The 25623-nt window shown below is 26.8% G+C and carries 22 protein-coding genes and 2 CRISPR repeat arrays; of the genes, 1 reads left to right on the top strand and 21 read right to left on the bottom strand.

The window, feature by feature from the left end; translation table 11 throughout:
* Positions 1 to 89: 89 nt before the first annotated feature.
* The 6 genes from BUA48_RS05590 to BUA48_RS05565 form a co-directional block, all read right to left on the bottom strand.
* Positions 90 to 677: a DUF5028 domain-containing protein gene (locus tag BUA48_RS05590; protein ID WP_072830943.1), complete on the bottom strand. Its 588-nt coding sequence runs from the start codon at positions 675 to 677 to the stop codon at positions 90 to 92.
* Between the two features lie 17 nt (positions 678 to 694).
* Positions 695 to 1339 carry an ABC transporter ATP-binding protein gene (locus BUA48_RS05585; RefSeq protein WP_072830941.1) on the bottom strand — a complete coding sequence of 215 codons (645 nt, stop codon included), beginning with the start codon at positions 1337 to 1339 and terminating at the stop codon, positions 695 to 697.
* A gap of 13 nt (positions 1340 to 1352) precedes the next feature.
* Positions 1353 to 2213, bottom strand: a complete 861-nt coding sequence (locus BUA48_RS05580) for a hypothetical protein (RefSeq protein WP_072830939.1) — start codon at positions 2211 to 2213, stop codon at positions 1353 to 1355.
* Positions 2203 to 3066 (bottom strand): hypothetical protein, encoded by an 864-nt coding sequence (locus tag BUA48_RS05575; protein ID WP_072830937.1) that lies wholly within the window; start codon positions 3064 to 3066, stop codon positions 2203 to 2205. Before BUA48_RS05575 ends, BUA48_RS05580 begins: the two co-directional genes overlap by 11 nt.
* Positions 3063 to 3821 (bottom strand): DUF5027 family lipoprotein, encoded by a 759-nt coding sequence (locus BUA48_RS05570; protein WP_072830935.1) that lies wholly within the window; start codon positions 3819 to 3821, stop codon positions 3063 to 3065. Before BUA48_RS05570 ends, BUA48_RS05575 begins: the two co-directional genes overlap by 4 nt.
* Positions 3822 to 3900: 79 nt before the next feature.
* Complete coding sequence (locus BUA48_RS05565) at positions 3901 to 4677, bottom strand: DUF5027 family lipoprotein (RefSeq protein ID WP_072830933.1); 777 nt, start codon at positions 4675 to 4677, stop codon at positions 3901 to 3903.
* 697 nt (positions 4678 to 5374) lie between these two features.
* Between BUA48_RS05565 and BUA48_RS05560 the strand changes: the two genes are divergently transcribed.
* Complete coding sequence (locus BUA48_RS05560; RefSeq protein WP_072830931.1) at positions 5375 to 5623, top strand: hypothetical protein; 249 nt, start codon at positions 5375 to 5377, stop codon at positions 5621 to 5623.
* 163 nt (positions 5624 to 5786) lie between these two features.
* Positions 5787 to 7331: a CRISPR direct-repeat array (repeat unit 30 nt; unit sequence ATTTAAATACATCTAATGTTAATCTTCAAG).
* A gap of 178 nt (positions 7332 to 7509) precedes the next feature.
* On the opposite strand, the gene cas2 is transcribed toward BUA48_RS05560, so the two are convergent.
* The 15 genes from cas2 to BUA48_RS05485 all read right to left on the bottom strand — a co-directional run bounded on the left by cas2 (position 7510) and on the right by BUA48_RS05485 (position 25318).
* Positions 7510 to 7797: a CRISPR-associated endonuclease Cas2 gene (cas2, locus tag BUA48_RS05555; protein WP_072830929.1), complete on the bottom strand. Its 288-nt coding sequence runs from the start codon at positions 7795 to 7797 to the stop codon at positions 7510 to 7512.
* Positions 7798 to 7800: 3 nt separating this feature from the next.
* The gene (gene cas1b, locus BUA48_RS05550) at positions 7801 to 8799 is read right to left on the bottom strand and encodes a type I-B CRISPR-associated endonuclease Cas1b (protein WP_072830927.1); all 999 of its coding nucleotides are present in this window, start codon (positions 8797 to 8799) and stop codon (positions 7801 to 7803) included.
* A gap of 11 nt (positions 8800 to 8810) precedes the next feature.
* Positions 8811 to 9305: a CRISPR-associated protein Cas4 gene (gene cas4 / locus BUA48_RS05545; protein ID WP_072830925.1), complete on the bottom strand. Its 495-nt coding sequence runs from the start codon at positions 9303 to 9305 to the stop codon at positions 8811 to 8813.
* Positions 9306 to 9324: 19 nt separating this feature from the next.
* Positions 9325 to 11883, bottom strand: a complete 2559-nt coding sequence (locus tag BUA48_RS05540) for a CRISPR-associated helicase/endonuclease Cas3 (RefSeq protein ID WP_072830923.1) — start codon at positions 11881 to 11883, stop codon at positions 9325 to 9327.
* Between the two features lie 11 nt (positions 11884 to 11894).
* Positions 11895 to 12710: a type I-B CRISPR-associated protein Cas5b gene (cas5b, locus tag BUA48_RS05535; protein ID WP_072830921.1), complete on the bottom strand. Its 816-nt coding sequence runs from the start codon at positions 12708 to 12710 to the stop codon at positions 11895 to 11897.
* A 2-nt stretch (positions 12711 to 12712) separates the two neighbouring features.
* Entirely contained in the window at positions 12713 to 13651 is a 939-nt protein-coding gene (locus BUA48_RS05530) for a type I CRISPR-associated protein Cas7 (RefSeq protein ID WP_072830919.1), read from the bottom strand.
* A 2-nt stretch (positions 13652 to 13653) separates the two neighbouring features.
* The gene (locus BUA48_RS05525; RefSeq protein ID WP_072830918.1) at positions 13654 to 15390 is read right to left on the bottom strand and encodes a hypothetical protein; all 1737 of its coding nucleotides are present in this window, start codon (positions 15388 to 15390) and stop codon (positions 13654 to 13656) included.
* A gap of 11 nt (positions 15391 to 15401) precedes the next feature.
* Positions 15402 to 16094, bottom strand: a complete 693-nt coding sequence (gene cas6 / locus BUA48_RS05520) for a CRISPR-associated endoribonuclease Cas6 (protein ID WP_072830916.1) — start codon at positions 16092 to 16094, stop codon at positions 15402 to 15404.
* Between the two features lie 156 nt (positions 16095 to 16250).
* A CRISPR array of direct repeats spans positions 16251 to 17529; the repeat unit is 30 nt; unit sequence ATTTAAATACATCTAATGTTAATCTTCAAG.
* A gap of 178 nt (positions 17530 to 17707) precedes the next feature.
* Positions 17708 to 18610 carry a sensor histidine kinase gene (locus tag BUA48_RS05515; protein WP_242944304.1) on the bottom strand — a complete coding sequence of 301 codons (903 nt, stop codon included), beginning with the start codon at positions 18608 to 18610 and terminating at the stop codon, positions 17708 to 17710.
* Positions 18611 to 18730: 120 nt separating this feature from the next.
* The gene (locus BUA48_RS05510) at positions 18731 to 19615 is read right to left on the bottom strand and encodes an ABC transporter permease (RefSeq protein ID WP_072830914.1); all 885 of its coding nucleotides are present in this window, start codon (positions 19613 to 19615) and stop codon (positions 18731 to 18733) included.
* A complete protein-coding gene (locus BUA48_RS05505) occupies positions 19608 to 20531 on the bottom strand; it encodes an ATP-binding cassette domain-containing protein (protein ID WP_072830912.1) in 924 nt (307 codons plus the stop codon). Before BUA48_RS05505 ends, BUA48_RS05510 begins: the two co-directional genes overlap by 8 nt.
* A 142-nt stretch (positions 20532 to 20673) precedes the next feature.
* Entirely contained in the window at positions 20674 to 22758 is a 2085-nt protein-coding gene (locus tag BUA48_RS05500) for an ABC transporter permease (RefSeq protein ID WP_072830910.1), read from the bottom strand.
* Positions 22758 to 23513, bottom strand: a complete 756-nt coding sequence (locus BUA48_RS05495; RefSeq protein ID WP_072830908.1) for an ABC transporter ATP-binding protein — start codon at positions 23511 to 23513, stop codon at positions 22758 to 22760. The genes BUA48_RS05500 and BUA48_RS05495 overlap by 1 nt, the downstream gene beginning before the upstream one ends.
* A gap of 112 nt (positions 23514 to 23625) precedes the next feature.
* Positions 23626 to 24645 carry a sensor histidine kinase gene (locus BUA48_RS05490; protein ID WP_072830906.1) on the bottom strand — a complete coding sequence of 340 codons (1020 nt, stop codon included), beginning with the start codon at positions 24643 to 24645 and terminating at the stop codon, positions 23626 to 23628.
* Positions 24620 to 25318 (bottom strand): response regulator transcription factor, encoded by a 699-nt coding sequence (locus tag BUA48_RS05485; protein WP_084666102.1) that lies wholly within the window; start codon positions 25316 to 25318, stop codon positions 24620 to 24622. The genes BUA48_RS05490 and BUA48_RS05485 overlap by 26 nt, the downstream gene beginning before the upstream one ends.
* Positions 25319 to 25623: the final 305 nt, after the last annotated feature.

Below are 25623 nucleotides of genomic sequence, written 5' to 3'. Positions count from 1 at the left end.
AATAACATTAAAATATAGTTTTAAAAATCCCGATAGCTTAGCAGTTATGCTTTCCATCGGGATTTTTATTATATAAAAAATAATTTATGTTACTTAGTCATTAACATCTTCTTTTCTGGATATTGACATATTACTAATTTAGGTGGGTCCTGTTCTATTTTTTCAAGAGAAGTATATAATTCTGTTGATATATCATAGGTTAATGTAAATTCCATTCCAACATCATCAATATTTAAAGACATCTTTGTTTGCCCATCCATTTTAATATTTGCTAACTTATATGCTATGGAATCCATTGTTAACATATAATCTGTACCTTGAAGTACATACTCCCTAAAATCAATTCCTTTTTCTCCCATAAATTGGTTGTATTTATTTTTCACTAATATTCTAATAGAATATATGTAATCAAAGTCAGAATCAATAACACTTGGATCTTCTCCATGAGATTCTAAGAACTTATTTGTTGGAATAATTTCAGAGTCTATTACAGTAACCTCATAGCCATCCATATCTTCAATACTGCTTTTAAAAAAATTCTTTCCAACTTGGACAGCTTCTCCCTTTGGGTAAACCTGAACAATTTCTTTTTTTAAACCACTATTTACCTTATATATTCTGAATATGCATAATGCACTTAACAAGATAATTACAATGATAAAAACCTTCTTTTTCATATAATACCCCTCTCTTTCTATTTCATTATATGATTACTTATCTTTCCCTCTGTAAGAACAAAAATTTCGTCTGACATGGATTCTAAAACAGCTAAATCGTGACAAGATATTATGACCAATGCATTTCGCTTTTTCTCTTCCATCAAAATATTCTTAACCAGTTCAACTCCACTAGAATCTAAAGAATTAGTTGGTTCATCAAGAATAACTATTTCAGGCTTTTCCATTACTGCAGCTGCTATACCTAATCTTTGTTTCATTCCTAAGGAGTACCTTTTGTACTTCTTTTTATCCTTACAATTTAATCCTACCTTTGTTAGCACATTTTCTATATCTTCATCTGAAATTTTATCTTGAATGGATGCTAACATCTTCAAATTATCAAATCCAGAATATGAATCTATAAAGGATGGATTTTCAAGAAGAATACCTATGCTGTTTGGAAGAGCAATATCCTTACCAAGTTCCTTATCATTAACTTTAATAGATCCCTTAGTTGCATAGATCAATCCTGACACTACACGCATAAGCATAGTTTTTCCTGATCCATTAATCCCTTGAAACCCATATATCTTCCCTGACTGCATTGACATGTTTATGTCATCTAGAACCTTTACCTTTCTTATCTCTTTTTCTAAATTTTTTATTTCTATATTAACCATGAAGTTTACCCCCTTATTCCTTATTAATAATGTCGTAATGTCTAAATTTCAACACTCCAATTATAATAGAACATACAATAACAAAAATTGACACAAAAATACCCATATAAAAATTTAATCCATTGGCCACAATATAATCAAAACGAATTAATATAAGAAAGTTTCCTATTAAGCAAGGCGATAATACATATGCAGAAAACACTAGTAATACTACAGTTACTAAAAAGCTAAATATTGGCTTTATGAAAAGTGAAATTGTCATTTGCATAATGCTAATAGCACTAGTTACTATAATAGGTAAAACAAACATATAAACGGGCATTAATATGTTATTTCCATCTATTTCTTCAATTTTTGTATTATACACACTATTGAGAAGCTGTACATTAATTTTGCCTGATATTTCTGCACCTGTAATCAAACAAAAAATCCATATTACTCCTAAAATTATAGAAAAGAAAAATAAACAACATATAAGATTCCAGATACATTTTGATATCCACCAAGAAATTCTTCCCTTAGTCCTAATTAAAATCTGCTTTCCAATACCGCTCATATCATTGAAGGGATAATTTAAGGTTCCATAAAATAAAGTAATAAATACTATACTCCACATTATAGGCATAATAAAATTTGTTGTTGGAGATGGAATATAATCTTTCATACCAAAAACAACACCTTCCTTCACCCCCCCAAAAATATACATATAGTAATCAGCAAAGGATAATGTAACTTCTTGTCCAAAGGTTATACCTTTAACTTTAATAATATAATCAATACATAAAATTATTGGAATAATTAAACTTGCACTAAGTAATACTTTATTTTTTAGTAACCCGTTTTTTATATCAAACTTAAATAACTTAATATACATCTTTTTTACTCCTTGTAATTGCAAAGAATGTATATGTCACTATAAACAAGAAAATAAACTCTGCAATAATAACTCCCAACTTACTGTCATACCCAAATTTCATTCCTTTCACAAATTGCATAGGAGAAAGCTCTACTTTAATAAAGGCCTCTGGTATCCTTTTAAAATAATCTACAGCTAATACTAAAAAGAAGGGTGATAAAATTACCGCTACCTTAGTTTTAATAAATCTAGCTACTATAAAACTAATACATGCTATAACCCCACTAAATAGAAAATTCATTATTAAAAAAATGAAAACATATATAAGAGGCTTAGTATAAAATAATCCTGACAATAAAGAATTTCCACTAATAGCATAGTAAATATAATATTGTGAATCTGGTACTGATGCTGGAAAAAACATTGAGGCTAGTAAGAAATTTAATACTAATGGTATAAGTACAGCTAGTCCACCAGATACAAATACAGCTATATATTTTGCAGTATAATACTCCCTCTTTCCAGAACGAATTATCATATTTTTAACATACCCACTATTACGTTCTGAACAATAAGACCATGTATAAGGTATAGCTGCTAAAATAGGCAAGATAAAGAAAAATATTACTGATCCTAAGGTATGAGTTTCACCTAAAACCCAGTTATTAAATATAGTTGATGACCTTACCATAGGATTATATACAGCATTCATAGCAATTTCTGCTTCTTTAAGCATTCTTAAATCATTATTAAAAGTTTCTAAATTGTATAAAAAATTCATCATTGTCGCCATAAACCCAATAGCTATGGCTATATAAAAAAATTTATTTTTAAGAGCCTTATTTAATTCTAGTTTAATTATATTCTTCATTTCTTACCTTCCCCTATATCTAATTTAACAAATTTCTGATATTCATATGATGTATGACTGCCAATACAAATATATAATCTATCTAAATCAACTTCATTTGGATCTATAATCCATCCAATTTCAGCAATCTTACTTTCACCTTTTTCCAAATTATAATTGTAATAGCCTTTTTCTTTGCCATCTCCCTTTAGAGTTGCTAAAGAAAAATACTCAATTTCTGACATAAAATTCCCTGAGCTCTTTTCTCCATTTTCCATAATGTAATTTAATCCAAGTTCACCTATATTAATATTACTATTTCTATCAACATTTTTTACAGTTACATTTGCAAGTATTAGTTTTTTTCCATTACCTAAGATTTTATCAATATTTTCATTATTCCTATTTAGAATCAAATTCTTATCAATATTACTTTCATCTAAAGATGAGTATACCTTAGTATTATTTATCGTATATTCAATTATATGTTTTTCGCCTTCATAGGGTAAATCTATGGTAATTAAACTCCCCATTTCACGGATCGCATTATCTTTAATTATATTTTTGGTGCTTTCCTCTAATTTTTCACTTGACTTTCCTGAATCTACATCATCATTCTTTGCGTAATTATTTGAATCATTGCTCTTTTCACTATTAAAAAATTTTTTAATTCCACTTAAAGTCTTATCTTCAAACTCTTTATATGAACACCCCGTCATAGTTCCAGCAATAATACAAATGACAGTAGCCATAGATATACATCTTATTTTTTTCACTTTATTACTCCTTTATATAAATAATGAAGTAGTCATATCAATTAAATAATATGCTTACTTCATTAAATATTATTTAAAATTACTTATTTTTATCTTCAACTATATCTAATTTAACAAAATTCTGATATTCATATGATGTACAAGAACCAATACAAACATATACATTATCTAAATCAAATTCATTTGTATCTATTATCCAGCCAACTTCAACATTCTTACTTTCCCCTTTTTCTAAAGGAAATTTATAATAACTTTTCCAATTGCCATCTTTATTGTAGCCCGTTTCAGAAAAATACTTTATTTCTGGTGGAAATTTTGTGGTGCTGATTTCTCCATTTTTTTCAAGGTAGCTTAATCCAAGATCACTTATATAAATATCATCATCTCTACTAACATTTTTTATAGTTACATTCATAAGTAACAGCTTCTTTCCATTACCTAACATTTCATCAACATTCTCATTATTGTTATTTAAGATTAAACTTTTATCAATATTACTTTCATCTAAAGAGGAATACACATCAGTACTATTTATTTTATACTCACTTATTGGTTTCACATCATCACTTGGAAGCTCAAGTTTAATTACACTTCCCATTTGAGCTATCTTATTATCCTCAAATATATTGAATATCTTAGGGTTGAAAACTTCATCACCTTTTCCAACATCTTCACCATAATTTTTTTCGTCGTTATTTAAATTCTTATTCTCTTCTTTACTATTTTTTTCACTGTCAATAACTTTTTTAGTACTACTTAAAAGCTTATTATCAAACTGTTGATGTGAGCCCCCAAGCATAGTACCAGAAATAATGCACACAGCAGTAGCCATAGATATACAATGTATTTTTTTCATTTTTTACTCCCCCTCAATTAATATACAGTATTAAATACCATTTTATATTTTTAATATTTATAAAAAAACTAATTGTCCCCCCTTTATCTTTAAAATTCATTGCTCAAATCTGGATTTTTATGTCTTTAATATTAATAATGTTCTGATAAATATAGAATTAATGATTTTAAATTTTGATAAGTCAAGACCTACTAAATGATAGAACTAATGATTATATAGGTAGTGAATACTCATATTGATGCTTCACCCTTTAACCTTTAAATATACTTTACTTAAAACATCTTTATAAATTGGTAATTTATGTAATATAAATAATTTATACCTCTAACATGAAAACTCTCTGATATGATTTTTATGTAAGCTTTTAATTGCAACAAAGATTTTCCATAAATATTTTTTTCTTTATGATTTGCATAACTATGAAGCAAGTTTTAATATATATATTCTATGAATTCAATTTTATTGTATTTATGTTATTTAATCAATATGATAACAGTTTTTGTTACTTTTGTGTAAATCAATGTCATAATACTTTAATAACAGATGTACATAAACATTGTTAGAATAGTTCTACTACATGATACCTGGAAGTACAGACTGAAAACTTCTAATAAAATATATTACCTCCACCCTATTTACAACACCACTTAATCGCAATACAATATGGATATAATTTCAAATAAAAGAAGGTGAAATCATGAAAAATACCTCAAATATCACCGAAATAAAAAAGACCTTAAAAAGAAAATGGCTTAAAGACAATACTCTTGCATTATGCATAATCACCTTAATAATTTTAGTTATATATGTGGTAACCAAAATATTAAATAGCATATTCCTTGTTGCATTTAATACAATACTAGCATTTTCAGTTTACTTATATATGAGAAACAAAATGATGAGCTTCATAGAAAAAGAAATGTACATTAAGAATAAAGAACCATAAGAACCTACAGAATACCAAAGAATAAAACTTCGAAAAATAATGAAACTTAACAATAAAAAAGTAACCAATAAGAAATAACAATTCTCTTGTTGGTTACTTTATGTTGAAACCTTCTTCAATTATAAACTTCACTTCCTACCTCACTTATTAGTACTGTCACCAAATTTAAATATATCTAATGTTAATCTTCAAGTCTTTCAAATTCATTTTTGCTAATTTCTCTACATTCATTTAAATACATCTAATGTTAATCTTCAAGTACAAGAAATGATTATCTTATGGCAACACTTAATCCATTTAAATACATCTAATGTTAATCTTCAAATTGTGATTGATCTTTTCCTAATACCCATTCAACAAAATTTAAATACATCTAATGTTAATCTTCAAGTTAGAGTGGAAAGTTAAATATATAAAAGCTTTTAAATTTAAATACATCTAATGTTAATCTTCAAGAGTTTTAATCTAAAAGCATGCTTGGTATTTTCACTAATTTAAATACATCTAATGTTAATCTTCAAGGACATTTAGAGAAGTAATTGCAGATATTAAAGAAGGATTTAAATACATCTAATGTTAATCTTCAAGCTAGCGTAAATTCTAGCATAGTTACTTATTAATTTATTTAAATACATCTAATGTTAATCTTCAAGGGCTAAAAGCTAATGGAACACGACATAGAATACTAGTATTTAAATACATCTAATGTTAATCTTCAAGTTCACCTAGCTTAAGTATAGGAAAATTACCCATACATTTAAATACATCTAATGTTAATCTTCAAGTAAGCAAAATGTGTACGTATTTAACTATTTTAACGAATTTAAATACATCTAATGTTAATCTTCAAGGTATAGTATATGAATGGATTACATATAAACTCAATTATTTAAATACATCTAATGTTAATCTTCAAGGTTATATTTATTTCTAACCTTAACCCTTTCAAACCAATTTAAATACATCTAATGTTAATCTTCAAGTCCCAAAAGTCCAATACTAACGTTGCTCAATTAGGATTTAAATACATCTAATGTTAATCTTCAAGTTACAAAATATTAAAGGCTATCGTAGCCGCTAACAAATTTAAATACATCTAATGTTAATCTTCAAGTTTCAACTGCCTTCTCTATTTCTCTTTTAGTAAATTATTTAAATACATCTAATGTTAATCTTCAAGGGTATGAGAAGTGGAAAATTTGATGACTTTAACAGAATTTAAATACATCTAATGTTAATCTTCAAGGATCCATTGGTTACAGTGAAAGAAGTGGACCAACAAAATTTAAATACATCTAATGTTAATCTTCAAGGCTTACCTATTTCTCCTAATTCACACTCATTTTTACTATTTAAATACATCTAATGTTAATCTTCAAGTGCCTTAGGCTGCGCAAGCTTAGTAGATGCACTTATATTTAAATACATCTAATGTTAATCTTCAAGATTAAATCAAGTGAAAAATACTGGTATATCAATGGGATTTAAATACATCTAATGTTAATCTTCAAGATTTTCTCCTTTCATTGTCGACCTTTATCAAACTAATTTAAATACATCTAATGTTAATCTTCAAGTTTCATAATTCATTCCTCCTAGAATTTTTAAATTTATTTAAATACATCTAATGTTAATCTTCAAGCGATGATTTTCTAAGGTGATTTATTTTTTTAGGACAATTTAAATACATCTAATGTTAATCTTCAAGCACAGTAAATTAGCCATTCTTATAAATGGCATTTTTGCTGTATCCCTTGTATTTAAAGGATTCTAAGATTATTTTACCAAGTAACATACAAAAAGTCTATAACTTATAATAAACTCCCCATAAACCTAGTAAAATCAATGGTTTATAAGGAGTTTATTTTATTTCAAGCCTGGTAAATTTAGAAGATAAGATCTTCTCCACTTTGACCAGATACACCTATAACTTCTTCATCAAAAACTTCATCATTGAGTAATTTAACTATACATATAAAATCTTCGCTTTCATTTACTACCATCTTCAAATCTTTTCTTAGCTTTATTAAATTAGATGGCGTTATACTGCCTCTAAATACGGATTTTTGATAATGTGAGAGATACTTTTTACACACCTTGAATACCTTATTTACTCTCTTTTCTTTTACATCATAAAATAAAAATGCATAATTATAATTGAATTTTTTACTCACCTTTTACATTTTCTCCTTTATGCTAAAAGTCCTAAATTCTTTATCTTCTAAAATAGTTTTTATTAGTTTATAGCAATCTAATTTTATTGCAGTCCTATATGTTACTTTTCTTTTTAATTTTGCATGCATAAAAGCTGTTTCTAACCTTTCTTCAAAGGCTGTTATAAAAATTTTTCTTCCTTCCTCATTTAAAATGCAATAGTTAACCTTTTTCTCAAAATGTTTATTTACTTTAAGCTTCTTGTTATTTACTAAATCAAATATTGTCTTAAAAACTATTATTGGTTTAAATGATTCACTTATATCTAGACTCAAAGAAAACCTTCCTTCAGATGGCTCATGTAAAAAACTTATTCTTTGATCTAGATGAGTTTTATATATAATTGATACTGTTTTAGAATATAACAAGCTATTACCAAAGGATATTAGGGCATTTATAGGATTATCCGGTGGTCTTTTCACCCTTTTATTCATAACAAAGTCCTCTGGTAGTATATACTTAAAATCTCCATAAAATCTTTGCCAAACTTCACCCTCTACTTGCATAAGTTCTTGTGTTGTGCTTACTCTCTTAAGCTTTTCTTTAAATTCACCTTTTATCCAATCAATAGTTTCTTTAACTTCCTTTTTATCATGTTTATAATAATGATATAATGTTTCGCATATGTTTTCTCCTATTCCTTCAACTATTGCTGTAGCTATATATAACCTTTTAGTTTCATATGCTTTTACTTGTTTTACTAATAGTCTTCCACTAAGCATCTTATCTTTAGGATAAAATGTTCCACTATACCCCTCATAATAATTAAAGAAATGTACCACTATATTATTTCTAGCTAAAAAATCTAATAGCTTACTATTTAAAGATATTTCTGATAAACAATATATTTCTGATACATTTTCTATTGGAATATAGTTATTTTTATTATTCACTCTAAAACATAAAGAATTATCTTTTCTAGAAAGTTCTCCCATAGACGTTAAATATTTTGTACTTCCCATTTACTCCTCCACTAAATATAACAATACTCATAATATGCACATTTTTTACACTTATTTTGGAACTCTGCTACTGGTGGAGTATCTGATTTTAACAGAGCTTCCACCTTATTTTCTATTTCTTCAAGTTCCATTTCTATTTCTTCTGTCAATTCCTCATAGAATATTTTATTTTTTTCTTTATTTTTCTCTATGAACTCTATTTTGCCTTTTCTATATATGCCTTTACTTTTAAGTATCTTTAAATAAAATAAAACTTGCCACTTCACAGCTTCATAATCTGAATCTGATTTTTTAATTTCAACTAAATATTCCTCTGTTATCTTATCAATCTTTATATTGTCAATAGATATTTCCGTATTTTTACTTTCAAGTTCCTTAACTTCATGCAATGCCTTTCCTATTTTTACATCTTCACTATTAGATTCTAGATTTATTCTATTTCCGTGTAACCAACATTGTCTTTTACAATGAAAATAATAATTTATAAGAGTACCATTTATTTTCACAGCACTTTCCTCCTAATACCTAACAGAACTCAAAACTTTCATGTTTTTGTAGTAATTCCTTACTAAACTTACCATTCTCAAAGTATTGTTCTCCATCTTCTATATAAATCATATTTCCAAGAACATCATTATAGGTAAAACCTATTTTATCAATTTGGTAAGTAAAATAATCTAATTTTTCTGCTATAATAGAGAGCTTCACTCTTCTCTCTGCATAAGGTAACTTATTATCCATTAATATACTTTTATATTCCTTCCATATATTTTCTCCAGATATAACTTTACCATCTTCATCTTCTATTTCTCTATTTAAAAATACTGTATACATAAATCTATCATCATTGATTAGTTTCATCTTATCTTTTATATCTTCAAACTTAAGTTTACACATTTTCTCTTTTCTAAAGTCGTCTATGTTTATATCTACGTTAATTCTTTTACTTTCTTCCTCTAATCTTTCCATTACCTTTTCATAAAATAAATCAAAGTTTTTATTCATTAATATTGTTTTTATATCATCATTCTTTAAGATCAAATCATTCATTTTTCTTACATCATTTTTATATATAACATTTGCTTCATCCTTATTAAAGAAAAATACTTTACAATTCTTTTTCTTACAAGAACGATTAATTCTTCCTAAGAATTGCTCTTCACCATCTAAAAGAGCAGTGTCCTTAAATCCAATATCCATGTCAATATCTACACCAGCTTCTATGACTTGAGTTGCAACTAAAATTAAATTCCGTTCTTGTTTTACCTTATTAATAATTCTTTTACGCTCAATTTTATTATCATCACCTGTTATTAATAGAACTTCTACATCTAAATTATCTTCTTCTACCCTTTCATTAAGTGCCTTAAAAAACTTCATTGCTGAAGTCTTTTTTATAAATTCAACTACCACTTTTCCTTCTAAATCATCAATTTCCTTTAACTCTAAAGATGATCCTATTACTTTATCTAAAAGTACATTGTCATCATTTGATAAGTCACATTGTAAAAGTGAAAAATCTAATTCTACCCTTTCTTTAAATAATTTATTTGAAAAGTATTTTTCTCGCTGTTTTATAAGTTTTGTAAATCCCGTCTTATCATAGCTAAGCTTTTCTAAATTAGGTAAAGTAGCAGACATTATTATTATCTTAATATTTAGAAGCCTAGCATAAGCTTTCAGGAAAATAATTATTTCTTTCCATATTAAATTTCTATAACTTTGTATCTCATCTAAAATCAAAACTCCATTTGCCATATGAACTAATGGAAATACATCTTCTCTTCCTATACCAAATAAATAATTAAATATATTCACATGCGTAGTTAAGGTCATGGGATAATGTAAGAACTGTCTTGATAATAAAGACTTTTCATACTTTAAAGTACTTTCTTCATCCTTACACATTTTTATTGGAGTAATTGAGTTTATAACAGCTATCTCATTTTTTATATCTTCATAATTATTAAATACCTTAAGTAAAGAGTCTTTTGTTTGCTCTACTAAAGTGTTAAATGGAAAAACATAAAATATTTTATTAAGCTCTTTATTCTTTTCTAAAAGAGTAAAAGCCAAATTTATTGAAGTATTAGTTTTTCCACTGCCCGTTGGAGCTTCTAAAAAGAATATATCTTCATTTAAATTCTTAATTAAGTTCTCCTCACTTTCTAAGAACATCTCAGTTCTTAACTGGTTTATATCGTCTTTTCCAAATGGATTTATATCCTCTCCATCTAAAAATCTTCTATATTGATTGATACTTTTACATACCTCTGTTTCTCTAAAGCCCTTAAGGTATTTTTCAACGTCTTCGATTACACCTATATCCTCAATTTCCTTATTGCCACTATAATGTGATGTTGCATAAAAATCACAAGATACTAAAATTCCGTATATAAACCTTGTATATATGTATATATCCAGCGAAATCCAAGTCTTTCCTCCTTCTAATTCTGCAATTATTTTATTGAAATTCTCATTTAAATTTCTTAATTTAGAGATACTTTCAAAGCTCCCCTTATAATTTATAAGTTCTTCTTTTTTATCTTCTTTTAATGAATAATATAACTTGTCAATGTATTCTTTAATATCTCCCAAGTATCCATGATGTCTACTTATAACATAACTATTTATGAGTAAAAATAAAAGGAGAGTTTTCTTCTGCTCTCCCTTTCTTTTATTAACTTCATTAAAATAGTAATTAAAATAAATAATTGAAGACATTAAAGAATGTTTACTATTCATGCTATTAGTCATTTCAAAGAACGTATTCTTCATCTTCTCTCTTTGAAAGTTAGGATTAATTTTACCTAAATCATGCATATATATGGTATTACATATTAATTCTTTCCATAATCCTATATCTTCATAAGAAGCCTCTTTAAAGAAACTATTTTGAAAATTCAAAAATACGTTGTCTAGGTTTTTATCCTTACATAACTTTTCAAAATAATGCAAAGATAAATTCATATGATTTTCTAAGGTTTCATATTGAAGTTCATTTTCTTTTAAGTGAGCATATATTTTATCTATGTTTCTAACTTCATCATTTAAATTAAACATCTTTATATTGTCAAAATACATTTTAACCACCTTTATAAAAAGAATAATCTTTTCCCATCTATTTCAAATATATAAGTTTCACTTTTAGCTCTTAACTTAAAATTTGTATTAATACAGCTTGATGTTATATATTGATTCCATGAATTCTCTAACTCTATAGGTAAACGTTCTTGATACTTCCATTTTACTTCAGTTTCAAACAAGTCATCCTCTTCCATACTATCATTTTCTAAAGAAAACATTGAATCTAAAGCTAAACCATAAATATCAGTAATTTCCCCTTGTTTAAGATATGTTTTCTTTGCATCTTCATATATCTTTACATCAGTTATATTAGCATAATGATCATTTTTACCCAAGTAAGGTATATATACAAAATTTCTATTTATCATTCTTTCTTTAAATTCTTTAAGAATATCCCTTAATTCTTCAGTATATTTTTCATCATTTAAACTTATATATATATCCCATATAGGTTTTTCTAACCACTGTTCCTTTACTATTAAATTACCGCCTTCTTCTTTAGAAGCATATCCAACAGAGTTATTGAAGACTTGTACCTTTTTATTCGTATATCCCTTGTCTTGTAATGGAACTATTGATAATTCTATATCCTTTAACCTTTCATAAAACTCAGGATATACTGCTAACTCCTTGCTTTTAGAAGATTTTTTAATGTCATTCTTTATTTTTTGTTGATTATATCCTCCAAAACCAAGTATAGCTCCCATTATACCCATTAAAGCTATTTTATGAATATTTCCATAGGTAAAGTAGTAATATGAGTTAACATCAGGCTTTTTAAAAAAAGCTGTATCACCACTAAGTGTAAATTTTAGAATTTCCATATTTACACCTCTGCTTTAGTGAATATATTAAAGTATTTAGCTTTATTTAATTCTCCCTTTATTATTGTTGTATATGGATTATAATACACTTCTATTGAAGTTATTTTATCTTTAAAATCATTTATTAAGTCATTAAAGCCTAACTCAATTATATTTTTCTCACCTTTATTAAAAGTAACATATTGAGCTAATTCTGGAAGATATAATTCCTTTTCTGTTTCTATAAATATGGCAAATTCATTTTCACAGCCAACTTTAGCATTAGTATTAAAAGATGTAGCTGATACCATAGCAACTTCCTTGAATTTATTATAATCTTCCTCTGTATATCCCTCTGTTACTCCCATAGCAACATAATCTTTATATGATAAAGGATTTATAGAAAATGAATAAAAGTAGTGCGCTTCATTGCTTACTATTTTAGTTCCTAAAGTTGATGACTCTGCCTCATCCTTTGTCCCATCTCTAAAAGGAGATAAAATTTGTTGTTCCTCAACATTATGTCCATTGTATTTGTTAAATCCTTGAGTTATTTGAACTGCTCCAGTTATGGAAATGTTATTTTTTTCTTCAGCAAATGTACATCCAAAGTTTTTTACGTCTACAGCCTTAAACAGGTTAGTTAATACCTTAATGCTATCTTCCTTTTTTAGATCCTCAACTTCAAAAACTTCTTCATATCTCTCTTTTAAAGATTTAGGTCTTACCTTAGGTCCTTCAGCATCCTTCTTACCCTTTTTGCCCTCATCCATTTTTAATGATTTGATATAAACTACCTTTTCACCTTGTTCATTCCACATCTTTTTCATAGGATATTTCAAAGCTTTATCACTACCAAAAACCTCTCCTGTTGAAATTGATTTTGGATTTCCTGTAAAATCAGCATTCCAATTAGCCATAACTGATTTTATACCTATAACACCGTAAACTCTTTTTTCCATAACTAATTACTCTCCTTTTTTTCATATATTAAATTGCTATATAAATATCCAGCTATTATTGTCTCTTCATTAGAAATTTTATTTTCTGGTTCATAACTTATTATCATTGCATTTAAATTATTGAATCTTCTGTTATTTTGGTTTATATCGTAACTATACTTTTTAAACATTCTACATACTTCTTTTTTTAACTTATCATCGCTTTTACAATTCAAAATAGGATTTATTAATGAATGAGTTTTTTTGCTTCCCTTGTTTAAAGATATTAAGTAACTTACTAATTGTCCTACTGCAAAATAATACTCATCATCATTAGAGATACTTGAAGTATTGTCTTCGTTTATTTTTCCTCTTAAAGAATCATGTATTGTTCTTAACTTATCACCCATTTCTTCTCTTCCCTCCAAATAGTTTAAAATAGCACTTCTAAGATTAAACTTTTCTATTATTCTTAATTTATTATCATTACATTTTAAAGAATTTTTAATAATTTCCAAGGAGTTTACTTTAAATTGAGACTTTATTATGCTACTATTTCCTTTATGAAACCATTGAAAAAAGCCATCTCTATATTCCAAGATTTCTTTTTTTAATCTTTCATCTCTTACTCTTATATCTTTCTCTTCAGTAAAATAATGAGATAATAACATTCCTGAGAAAAATACCGTATTAATTATAGCTTTTAACTCTTTTAATAAATTCACAGATCCATACTGTAATTTATACTCTATTTTACTATTTAAGAAATCCTTAACCGGAATTACTTGATTTATATTTAAATCTATTATTTTAGGATTATAATCAGCTATTGTATCAAACTCATGTATTTCTAACTCTTTTCCTTTTTTTATCCTTAGAAAGTACCCTTTAAACGCTTCTTCTGGAGCTTCATTAGATTCACAGGCCTTAATATTTTCTTCATTTATATAAATATTTGTTTTTCTATTGCAAGCTTCATTATATAAATAATCTATAAACTTCTTTTGTAAATTAACTTCTTCTGTGGAAATTAAATATGGTATGCTATTTACTCTTGTTTTATTTTCCAAATAAGGTTTTTTAGAATTTAACCCCATATTGTCATTGGGTAACCCATATATAATATTATCCTTATCAACATTATAATCCGTTGAATTGTATATATTAGGGACTATATATCTTTTATTTTCTCTTTCATATTCTTCTACATCTGTTTTAAAAAATATTTTAAGATAACTTTTGTCCTCTTTTATTTTTAACTTCTCTAATATAGAAAATATATTATTCTTTATCCAAGTTTCACATTTTAAGATTTGCTCTTTTGGTGGTTCTCCTATTTGATTTCCTATATCTTCATATAAAGTTAAAGCTTTTCCCTTTTTATATTTTATTTTAGGGTCAGAAAGAATTTTATAATAATCCTCTATAATATTATTAGTTAATTTTCTTTCGCCTTTGTTGTCTACGGTTAAGCTCTCCTTTTTAACCCAAAAGCTTAAGTAGTTATTACTATGAATTACCTTTCTGCCATCTATGGGTTTATTCATATCTATTAACTTACTTAAATAATCTATAACTATAAAATCACTAGCTGCTATTCTATCAAAATTCTTCTTAGAAACTTCTAATACATTTTCAATATTTCCATCATCATCAACAAGTATATAAGTCCCTTCTGATAAAATATAATTATCAGTAATTAAAGCTTCTCCCTTTTCTTCATATAACTTTTTAAAGACCTGTAAGCAGTCCTTTAACATCTTCTCCCCTCCTATAAAAACTTATAATTAACAAACCCCAAGCCACGGGTACCCATTTCAAGCAGGCCCGTACCTAAAGCTAAATATGCTAAGTCCTGTGCCTTCTCATTTTCAGCAATATTTAAAGTCATTTTATCACCTAGTAACTTAATATTTTTATACTTGCATGGAATAGGATTAGCATTTTCTAACTTAAAGAAAGAAAACAATTCAAAGTCCTCATCAATTTTATCATTCATTAAAGTATTATATTTCTTAATTAAATTTTCTTTTATCCTCTTCTCTAAAGCTTCAATTCCCTCACCATTTTTCCAATACCCATTTTCAAACTTAGCAACAGCTGGAGTTATATTATAAATTCGCTCTATATGTCTTTTAGGAATAACTCTAGTTTCTATTAATAAAGCCTTTAATTGCTCATTATATTCATTAGCAAGATGTTTTTGGAAATGTTTTACTAAGGTTTCATCAATAGTTCTTATTATTAAGGTATATATATTACCAGCTTTATAAAGCTTATCATTTTCTATAGGATATAAATTATTGAAAGTATAAAACTTAAATTTATTTTCATTATGTAATTCAGCAGTAAACTCATCCTTAAACAAGCTTTTATCTATTAAGTTACATACACACTCTCTTAAATTATTCAATTCTATACTTTGTAACATAAAAACCTTCAATTTCATTTCATATACTTTCATGACTATCCCCCTTTCCTTCTATTCTACAATATAATTACAAAAATGCAAATATATATTCTATATTTGTATAAAATATTCCATATTTATTGCTAAAATTAATATATACTGTTACTCTTTAACACAATATGTTAAAGAACAAACACCTGAAATTTGTCTATTTAAATACATCTAATGTTAATCTTCAAGTCTAATATTAGTCATTTATACACCTTCTACTTCAAAAATTTAAATACATCTAATGTTAATCTTCAAGTATGAAGAGTTGAGAGCATGGCAAAATAAAAATGCATTTAAATACATCTAATGTTAATCTTCAAGCACATCATCATATTTCCAAACACTAGGATTAAGATATTTAAATACATCTAATGTTAATCTTCAAGTTTAAATTTACAAAATGGTATAATATAGTCAAGGAGATTTAAATACATCTAATGTTAATCTTCAAGTATGTTTGGGATTTTAGTAGACTTGCAAGAAGTAATTTAAATACATCTAATGTTAATCTTCAAGGGTTGAGTATAAAGAGGATTTCGGAAAGATGAAAATATTTAAATACATCTAATGTTAATCTTCAAGGTGGTGCAGATTTTCACAGTGGGGGTGGTTCTAAAATTTAAATACATCTAATGTTAATCTTCAAGAACGGAAAAATGTTTTATTGGGCTAGTCAAGATCAATTTAAATACATCTAATGTTAATCTTCAAGATAGTGGTCAATTTATAACTAGTTTAGACAACATTAATTTAAATACATCTAATGTTAATCTTCAAGGAATACCTAGTCTCGTGCATTCGCTTGCATTTCTCTATTTAAATACATCTAATGTTAATCTTCAAGCCTAAAGTAGCTGAAATAAATGAAGTAATGCAAGTTGATTTAAATACATCTAATGTTAATCTTCAAGAATAGAGGGCATTGCCCCTCCTTAGGAGGTATAGCAATTTAAATACATCTAATGTTAATCTTCAAGTAAGCGGTATTTATATTAGATATATCAGAATAAACCATTTAAATACATCTAATGTTAATCTTCAAGTCTTATTTATGAATGGTATAAGGAGAATAAGTAGAATTTAAATACATCTAATGTTAATCTTCAAGCTATTGGTGTGGTATTTATGCAAATAAATATTGGTTATTTAAATACATCTAATGTTAATCTTCAAGCTACATTAGAAAGAATGTAATAGAGGCATTAATAGGATTTAAATACATCTAATGTTAATCTTCAAGAGCTGCAGGAGATGGAAATAACGGTATTGGATATACATTTAAATACATCTAATGTTAATCTTCAAGTGCATTAGAAGCCATAGCTAATACATCTGCAAAATGATTTAAATACATCTAATGTTAATCTTCAAGCCCAACAATTAATGGGTATGTTAGGTAATAATCCAAATTTAAATACATCTAATGTTAATCTTCAAGCACAGTAAATTAGCCATTCTTATAAATGGAATTTCTGCTTTATCCCTTGTATTTAAAGGATTCTAAGATTATTTTACCAAGTAAAATACAAAAAGTCTATAAATTATAAAAAACTGCCCTTAAAGCAAGTTATATCAGTGCTTTAAGGACAATTTATTTTCTTTCATGCCTGGTAAATTTATTTTCTACATTTCCACTTTATTTCTATTTTTAATTTTCCTTCTTTTAGTTCGGCTTTGATTTCGTTGCCTAGCTCTTCTACAAAGGCTTTTGTTATGCTTAATCCTAAGCCTGTGTTGTTGCTGTTTCTTGATTTATCTGCTATATAGAATCTATTGAAGATTTTGGGTATATCTTCTTCTGTAAGGTTTGGTGCATTGTTTATGAATTCTGATACTATAGCATTTTCTCTTTGCTTTAAGGATATCTTGGTGTAGTTTTCTCCATGTTTTAGCATGTTGTTTATTAAGTTTGAAAATATGCGTATTACTGCATTTTCATCACTTATTATGTTTGGTAAGTTATCCTCTATTTCTATAATTGGTTCTATGTTCTTATTTTCAAATTCCATGTAGAAGCTTGCTAGGTTTTCGCATAGTATGTTTCCTAGGTTAAGGGGTTTTAGCTGGAAGTTGTATTCTTTTTCTTGTATTTTGGATAGTTCATAAAAGCTTGTTATAAGGTTTTGTAGTACCTTAGTTCTTTTCTTTACTATTTCCATGTATTCTTTTTCTTCTCCAACTAGATTTCCTTTTTCTATTAATTGCACGTATCCCATTATTGAGGTTAGTGGTGTTCTAAGATCGTGTGACATATTTGCTATGCTTTGTCTTAGCTCTTCTTCTGCATGTTTTGCCTTTGCATTTACTTCTTGATTTTTATCATATAATATATTTATTTTCTTTGCTAATTCTTCTATGTCTTTATCTAAGGTATTAATGTATATATTTCTATACTCGCCCTTTGAGTTTCCTATTTGATTTGATATTGATTTTATATCTTTTTTTAAACCTATAACAAAGGTGAGTAAAGCTATAATAATTCCTATTAATACTAAAATTATTATTATAATCTTTCTCACCTCTCTTGTTCTTATTATTTCTTTAATTAATACATAATATATTAGATATTTTTCTCTTATTATTTTTATAGTCAATGTATCATATATTAAGTGTTTTTACCATATTTTTAATTCTTACTTTTACTTAATGTCTTGTTTTTTAAAGATTGCTATTGCACATATAGTAGCTATTACTAAGGTTACTGCTCCAATTATAGTTGCTGTTATTACATCCTTTGATGTTGATAATATGGATGTAGCTAATGCTGAGCTATAGAATAGGGTTTTTTCATATATTGCATCAAACCAATCTAATTTTCCATATAAAAATCCTAGTATTGTTGGTACAAATACAAATATACCCATACTTATTCCTATTGTTGCTCCATTGCTTTTTAATATTGTTGCAAGTAACATAATTACTGCTGCTATTGCTGAATATACTACTGTTGCTCCTAGATATACTCCTATGATATTTAGAAGTTGTGATATTTCAAAGCTTCCACCCCAACCATTTTTTATTGTTATGATTATTGTCGGAATTATTGTCATTATTGCTAGTATTATTGCAACTCCTATGGATATAGCTATAAGTTTAGCTATATAGAAGTGATCTCTTCTCTTACCATAAGCTAAGGTGTTTTTTATTGTTCCCTGTGTATATTCCTTCGCCATCATTGAAGCTACTAATATTGCTATTAATACCTCTGCTACTCCTGATCCAAAGGCTACATGGAATACTTCTTGTCCTGTTACCTTAAACATATCCTTTACACCATTTGTATTATATCCTAATTGTCCTGCTACTACCACACTGTCACTTGAACCCATGCTTTTTAATTCTGTAATCATTTGTTCCTTCTGTGCCTGTGGTACATCCCCTAAGCTATCCATAAGAAAGTCCTCTGTAATTATTGAGGTTATACCTACTAATAATATTCCTAAAACAACTGCAACTACACATAAGGTTTTAAATGCTCTTCCTTTAAATAATTTATAAAGTTCTGCTTTCATTAATCTAAGCATTTTTCCCACCCCCAACGATATTCATAAAGTACTCCTCTAGATTTTTACCTTTTAAAGTAATTCCTTCTACAATTACTCCTTTTTTTGAAAGGGTAGAGTTTATATTTCCAATATCATCTAAATTACTGTATATTTTTATATTATTATTTTCTATAACTTCATAGTTGCTTATATTTAATTCATTTTCAAGTATTGTAACTGCTCTATCTGCATAATCTACTTTTAGAGCTATATATTGTCTACACTTTTCTTTTAATTCCTTTGCACTTATCTCTTCTATAAGCTTTCCTTCTCTTATTATTCCATAGCTAGTTGCTAATTCTGAAAGCTCTCCTAATATGTGACTTGAAATTAATATAGTTACTTCCTTATCCCTATTTATTTTCTTAAGGAGTTCTCTTATTTCAACTATTCCCATAGGATCTAAACCATTTATTGGTTCATCTAGTATAAGAAGTCTTGGATTACCAAGTAAGGCATTTGCTATTCCTAATCTTTGCCTCATACCTAATGAGAAGTTTTTAACCTTCTTTTTACCTGTATCTTTTAATCCTACTAATTCTAATACTTCATCTATACATTCTTTTCCTGCTATATTTCTAACTAATCTTGATACTTCTAAGTTTTCTCTAGCTGTCATATTGCCATAAAAAGCTGGTGTTTCTATTAAGCTTCCTATCATTGTTCTAGCTTTATTTAAATCACCCTCACTTGATAAATTAAATAGTTCTAATTCTCCACTTGTTTTATGAGCAAGTCCTGTAATAAGACGAATTAATGTTGTTTTACCTGCTCCATTTTGTCCTATAAATCCGTATATCTGTCCTTTTTTTATAGTCATATTTACATTATTAACTGCAAATTGATTTCCATATTTTTTTGAAATATTGTGAGTCTTTAAAATTACTTCTCCCATGTATTTCCCCTCCTCTTATCTTATATTTATATCTTAATTATAAACTTATAAAATAGATTAAAAAAAACCTTAAGAAAGTATTAAGTTATAAAAGATAAACTCTTACCTATTTTAATTATAAGTAAGAGTTTATCTTTTTTATTTATTCTGAGACTTCCTTAAAATATTTTCTTAAACTAATTAGATATAATAATATTTGAATAATAGTCCCAATTAGAAGTACTATTGAGGCTTTGCCAATAAGCAATTTTGTCATTCCAGAATTTGATACCATTATATATAAGAAATACATTCCTAGGCTCCCCCCAAGAATTATTGGAATGAAAAACGTTATAGCTAATTCCTTACTAATCATTGACTTTACTTCTCTTTGTAAAATTCCAATTCTATTTAATGATATAATTCTTTCCTTATCATCCCTTATATCAGAACATGCTTTATAATATAATACTACTCCATTAGCAATAACAAATAATACTCCTATAAATATCATTGTAAATAACATTATGCCATTGTTATCAAGCTGCATTCTAATAATTTCTTCTCTATAAATAGGTCTATATGCTTCTGTAGTTCCTCTTTCATCATCCGTTATCTTTCCACCCCAAAGATTTCCTTCTTTCCAATAAGTATTGTCTAATCTATTTGCATCTTTTAAATATCTTATCAATTCATTGAATGCTATATCCTTATTCTTTACATTTATCAAATGTAATTTTTTTATAGATTTTTCTGTGAAATTATTTTTTAATACATCATAATCTTTATCATCAATAACTAGTGCAGTACCTGAGTTATATTCTCCTCCATATCTAAAGTTTGTAAACTTAACATTTTTATATTCTTTAATACTATTCTCTTCTATTCTCAATTTAAAATTATTTCCAATAATACTATCTAAGTTTTCTCTATCTACTGAATAGTTATGGTCTACTGCTGCTTTTCTAACCTCATCTAATCTTTCTTCTGTAAGATTTGTTAAGATTGTTGCTGGATGTTTAAATTCTAATCTCTCATTAGCCACTGTTATATATATAGCTTCATTAGTTTTAATATCCTCTTTAGTTCTCATATGCTTGTTGTAGTTTGATTCACTTATTACAGATTGTTTATCTGTCCATAATCTTAACTTACCTTCATTTTCTCTAAATGAAGGTACCTCTATAAATTCTAATACACTATAATTTTCCACTTTGCCATTAGCACTATTTATTGATTGCTCAAGATTTTCTTTATCTACTTTATTATACTTATCACTTTCTACAAACATTATCTCAAATGGATTATCATTATTTACATACTCTCTACTAGATGTATAAAGTGAATAACTATATCCAACAAAGAACATTGCTCCAGCTATCAGTAATGAAAGTACATATAAAAGATTTTTATATGCTAAAAATCTATGTGATAAATTAGATAATATTAACAAATTCTTATTGTAAATTTCAGGAAACTTGCTCAGTATTTTCTTAAATATAGAAATAAATGAGCCTATTATCAAATATGGAGAAATCATAATTATAACCACAAATACCCCAATCATATAAGATTGCTCTTTAAATATTTCTTTTAACATTGTTTTCGGTAAACAATATAGGGCTATTATTAATAATATTAATGAAACTGCTCCAAGCAATATATTTGATTTTCCAACTTCCTTTTTCTTCTCTGCCTTTATAACATCAATAATGGACACTCTTTTTATATAAATTACATTAAAAATAAAATTACATATAAATATTAATGTGAAGATTCCTCCACTTAATAAAAAGCTCTTGTAATTTAGTTCATAAGGAATATTTGTCCCAGTTAAAATTTTATTTAACCCCATATAAAATAATCTACCAAATAAAGCTCCACTTAATATTCCTGTTACTACTGAAGCTACCATTACTCCTAAGTTCTCAACTAATATTAATTTAGTTAAGTCCTTTGTTGTCATTCCTAATGTCAAATACATTCCAAATTCTTTTCCTCTATTTTTAAGAAATGATATATTTGTGTATGTAATAAATACTATTGAAAATAATATTATTCCTAAAAGTGCCATGTTAACTGTTTCATATAAAGAAGTCTTTCCTATGTCAGCTAATATAGCTGGATTATAACTTAAGCTACCATACATAAAAAGCATTGTAGTAATTAATGAGTTTACAAAATAAAATGATATATACTTATTAAAATTATACATAAAGTTTTTTCGTACTATAGAAGAAAAAGTCATTAGTTTTCTCCTCCTATAACACTTTGAACTTCAAGTATTTTATCAAAAAATTTCTTTCTATCCCCATCTGATGCTATTTCCATTTTTATCTTACCATCTTTTATGAATACAATTCTTTTACAAAAGGAAGCTGCAAATGAATCATGAGTTACCATAAGTACTGTACTATTAATTTCATCATTCATTTTACTTATTGTAGTCATTATGTTATTAGCTGACTTCGAATCTAAATTTCCTGTAGGTTCATCAGCAAAAATTATAGCTGGATCATTAACTAAAGCTCTAGCTGCTGCTACTCTTTGCTTTTGTCCCCCTGAAATATGATAAGGATATTTTTTCCTTAAATCTAAAATATTAAAGAAATTCATTAAGTTATTTACACTCTTTTCAATTTCTTTGGGATTTTTTTTATCTAAAATTAATGGTAAAGAAATATTCTCTTCAAGTGTTAAGCTATCTAAAAGATTAAAATCTTGAAATATGTATCCAATATTTTTTCTTCTAAATAAAGCTAATTCATCTTTTTTCATTTTACTAACATCTTTATTGCTTATAATAATCTTTCCTGAAGTACCTCTATCTACTCCTGAAAGGATATTAAGTAAAGTAGTCTTACCGCTTCCACTAGGACCCATTATCCCAACAAACTCACCTTTATTAACAGTTAAATTTATTCCCCCTAAAGCATTAACTTCCTTAGCTCCTTTAAAAGAACTATATACCTTAGTTAAATTTTCAATATTTAAAATCTCCATTTCTTCTTACCTCGCTTATATTACTTTTAAGCATTCTTTTATTCTGAACACTTCTTAAATATAAGTATAAAGCATAGTTTTAGATTTTCTAATTGATTTACCTTACACAACCTTACAGTCCTGAAAGGTTTATGTCTTTAAATAATATCTTAAACTCTGTACACTTTCCTACTTGTGAGGATAAACTAATGCTATGTCCCAACTTCTTAGCTATTATCTTAACCATATAAAGCCCTATGCCAGTTGAACTTCTTTCCTTTCTACCATTATTCCCTGTAAAAAAGGGTTCAAATACTCTTGGTAAATCTTCTTTACTAATTCCTATACCCTTATCTTTAATTATAAGTTCAACTTCTTCACATCTTCTAACTGCACAGATTTCTATTTTATTCCCATCTTTACTTTCAGAATATTTTATAGCATTCGTAATAACTTGCTCTAGCATATATATACACCATTTTCTATCAGTATAAATATTAACATCATCATTTATACTAACCATTGGAAATACACCCTTATATATGAAATCTCTCTTTTTTGAGTTAACTACAGTGTTTATTATTTCCTTCAAATTGCAAGATGTTGTTATGTAATCTCTTGAAAAGTCATCTAATCTTAATACATTTAGGCACTCATCTAAATTTTTTTTAAGAATTCCATTTTCCTCTTTTATATCTTCAATATACTTATTATTTCCCTTTGTTAATTCATCCTTATTACAAGCTAAGTCTATTACAGTTATAGATGTTTTCATATTATGAATCCACTGTGAAAATAATTGCTCCCTTTCATCTCTTTCCTGCTTTAAACTATCTATTCTACTTAAATACTCCTTGTGAATACTACTGATTATCTCTAAAATCTCCTCTTCATTAGAACTTAAACTATTACTTTGATAATTGGGACTAACCCTACTATCTTCTAACTTAGTTTTAAATACATTATACTTAAAAATTTCAACAATAAAGTAAATAATAATTATAAATGCACTTAACATTAATGGATATATAATTTCACTATTTTCAAATAATAGATAATAGAATGTAATTATGATTAATGCATTTAATATAAGAGTTGTTAGTTCTCTACGCTTTACCTTAGCTACTTTAATTATTAATTCCATTAAATACATAGCCTACTCCTCGTTTAGTTACAATTGCATTTTCAATACCTAAATCATTTAATTTTTTCTTAACTCTAGTCATATTTACAGTTAAAGTATTATCATCAACAAATACTGTGTCATCCCATAAAACTTCTAACATTTCCTCTCTTGTTACTACTTTTCCTGTATTGCTTAATAGAATATTAAGTATTTTATATTCATTTTTTGTAAGCTCAATAACCTTATCTTTATATTTAAGTTTCATACTCTCATGAATTAAACTTATTTCCTCTTTATAATCATTCTTATTTTCCTCATTGCTATATTTCATGTCAACATACTCATTAGTTCTTCTTAGTAATGCATTTATCTTTGCAATCAATATTCCAATTACAAAAGGCTTTGTTACATAATCATCTGCACCTAATTCCATTCCCCTTATTTGTTCTCCTTCATCACTTCTTGCAGACAGTATAATTACTGGTGTTTTATATTTTTTCCTAATAAGTCTTAAATAATAGAAACCATCAAACTTTGGCAGATTTATATCTAGTATTATTAAGTTAGGATTTGTTTGTTCAACTATATTCATAACATTATTAAAATCATCTATTGCTCTAACCTTAAAATCATAAGCCTCTAAATATTCACTAATATACTCTTTTAGTTTTGTATCATCTTCAATTAATAAAATCTTCATAATTGCTCCTTAGTTTTCTTTGTTATTTCTTAATTATACTATAAAATTGCATTATATATATCAGACTCTTATACCACAATGCGTACCCTCCATACATATAAGTTCAAAAATTTATTATATAAAGATTCACTTTTAATATTCCAATTTATTTCAGAGTATATTTCTACAAATAGAAGTTCCAAGAGATTCCACTGTTTCTTCTTGAAATGCTCCTTTTAAAAAGAATACCAGTATTTTGCCGATACCTTAATAAGGTATAAAAAAACAACTCTAGGTACTCCTAGAGCTGCTTTTTATACTTTAAG

Source organism: Clostridium collagenovorans DSM 3089, assembly GCF_900130005.1.
Lineage (GTDB): Bacteria > Bacillota > Clostridia > Clostridiales > Clostridiaceae > Clostridium_D > Clostridium_D collagenovorans.
This window is presented reverse-complemented; position numbering and strand designations above follow the sequence as displayed.

What these genes read in the sequence shown, in the direction of transcription:
- BUA48_RS05590 (WP_072830943.1), bottom strand. Translation starts at nt 677, where the DNA reads ATGAAAAAGAAGGTTTTTATCATTGTAATTATCTTGTTAAGTGCATTA.
- BUA48_RS05585 (WP_072830941.1), bottom strand. Translation starts at nt 1,339, where the DNA reads ATGGTTAATATAGAAATAAAAAATTTAGAAAAAGAGATAAGAAAGGTA.
- BUA48_RS05580 (WP_072830939.1), bottom strand. Translation starts at nt 2,213, where the DNA reads ATGTATATTAAGTTATTTAAGTTTGATATAAAAAACGGGTTACTAAAA.
- BUA48_RS05575 (WP_072830937.1), bottom strand. Translation starts at nt 3,066, where the DNA reads ATGAAGAATATAATTAAACTAGAATTAAATAAGGCTCTTAAAAATAAA.
- BUA48_RS05565 (WP_072830933.1), bottom strand. Translation starts at nt 4,677, where the DNA reads ATGAAAAAAATACATTGTATATCTATGGCTACTGCTGTGTGCATTATT.
- BUA48_RS05560 (WP_072830931.1), top strand. Translation starts at nt 5,375, where the DNA reads ATGAAAAATACCTCAAATATCACCGAAATAAAAAAGACCTTAAAAAGA.
- cas1b (WP_072830927.1), bottom strand. Translation starts at nt 8,799, where the DNA reads ATGGGAAGTACAAAATATTTAACGTCTATGGGAGAACTTTCTAGAAAA.
- BUA48_RS05540 (WP_072830923.1), bottom strand. Translation starts at nt 11,883, where the DNA reads ATGTATTTTGACAATATAAAGATGTTTAATTTAAATGATGAAGTTAGA.
- cas5b (WP_072830921.1), bottom strand. Translation starts at nt 12,710, where the DNA reads ATGGAAATTCTAAAATTTACACTTAGTGGTGATACAGCTTTTTTTAAA.
- BUA48_RS05530 (WP_072830919.1), bottom strand. Translation starts at nt 13,651, where the DNA reads ATGGAAAAAAGAGTTTACGGTGTTATAGGTATAAAATCAGTTATGGCT.
- BUA48_RS05525 (WP_072830918.1), bottom strand. Translation starts at nt 15,390, where the DNA reads ATGTTAAAGGACTGCTTACAGGTCTTTAAAAAGTTATATGAAGAAAAG.
- cas6 (WP_072830916.1), bottom strand. Translation starts at nt 16,094, where the DNA reads ATGAAAGTATATGAAATGAAATTGAAGGTTTTTATGTTACAAAGTATA.
- BUA48_RS05510 (WP_072830914.1), bottom strand. Translation starts at nt 19,615, where the DNA reads ATGCTTAGATTAATGAAAGCAGAACTTTATAAATTATTTAAAGGAAGA.
- BUA48_RS05505 (WP_072830912.1), bottom strand. Translation starts at nt 20,531, where the DNA reads ATGGGAGAAGTAATTTTAAAGACTCACAATATTTCAAAAAAATATGGA.
- BUA48_RS05500 (WP_072830910.1), bottom strand. Translation starts at nt 22,758, where the DNA reads ATGACTTTTTCTTCTATAGTACGAAAAAACTTTATGTATAATTTTAAT.
- BUA48_RS05495 (WP_072830908.1), bottom strand. Translation starts at nt 23,513, where the DNA reads ATGGAGATTTTAAATATTGAAAATTTAACTAAGGTATATAGTTCTTTT.
- BUA48_RS05490 (WP_072830906.1), bottom strand. Translation starts at nt 24,645, where the DNA reads ATGTATTTAATGGAATTAATAATTAAAGTAGCTAAGGTAAAGCGTAGA.
- BUA48_RS05485 (WP_084666102.1), bottom strand. Translation starts at nt 25,318, where the DNA reads ATGAAGATTTTATTAATTGAAGATGATACAAAACTAAAAGAGTATATT.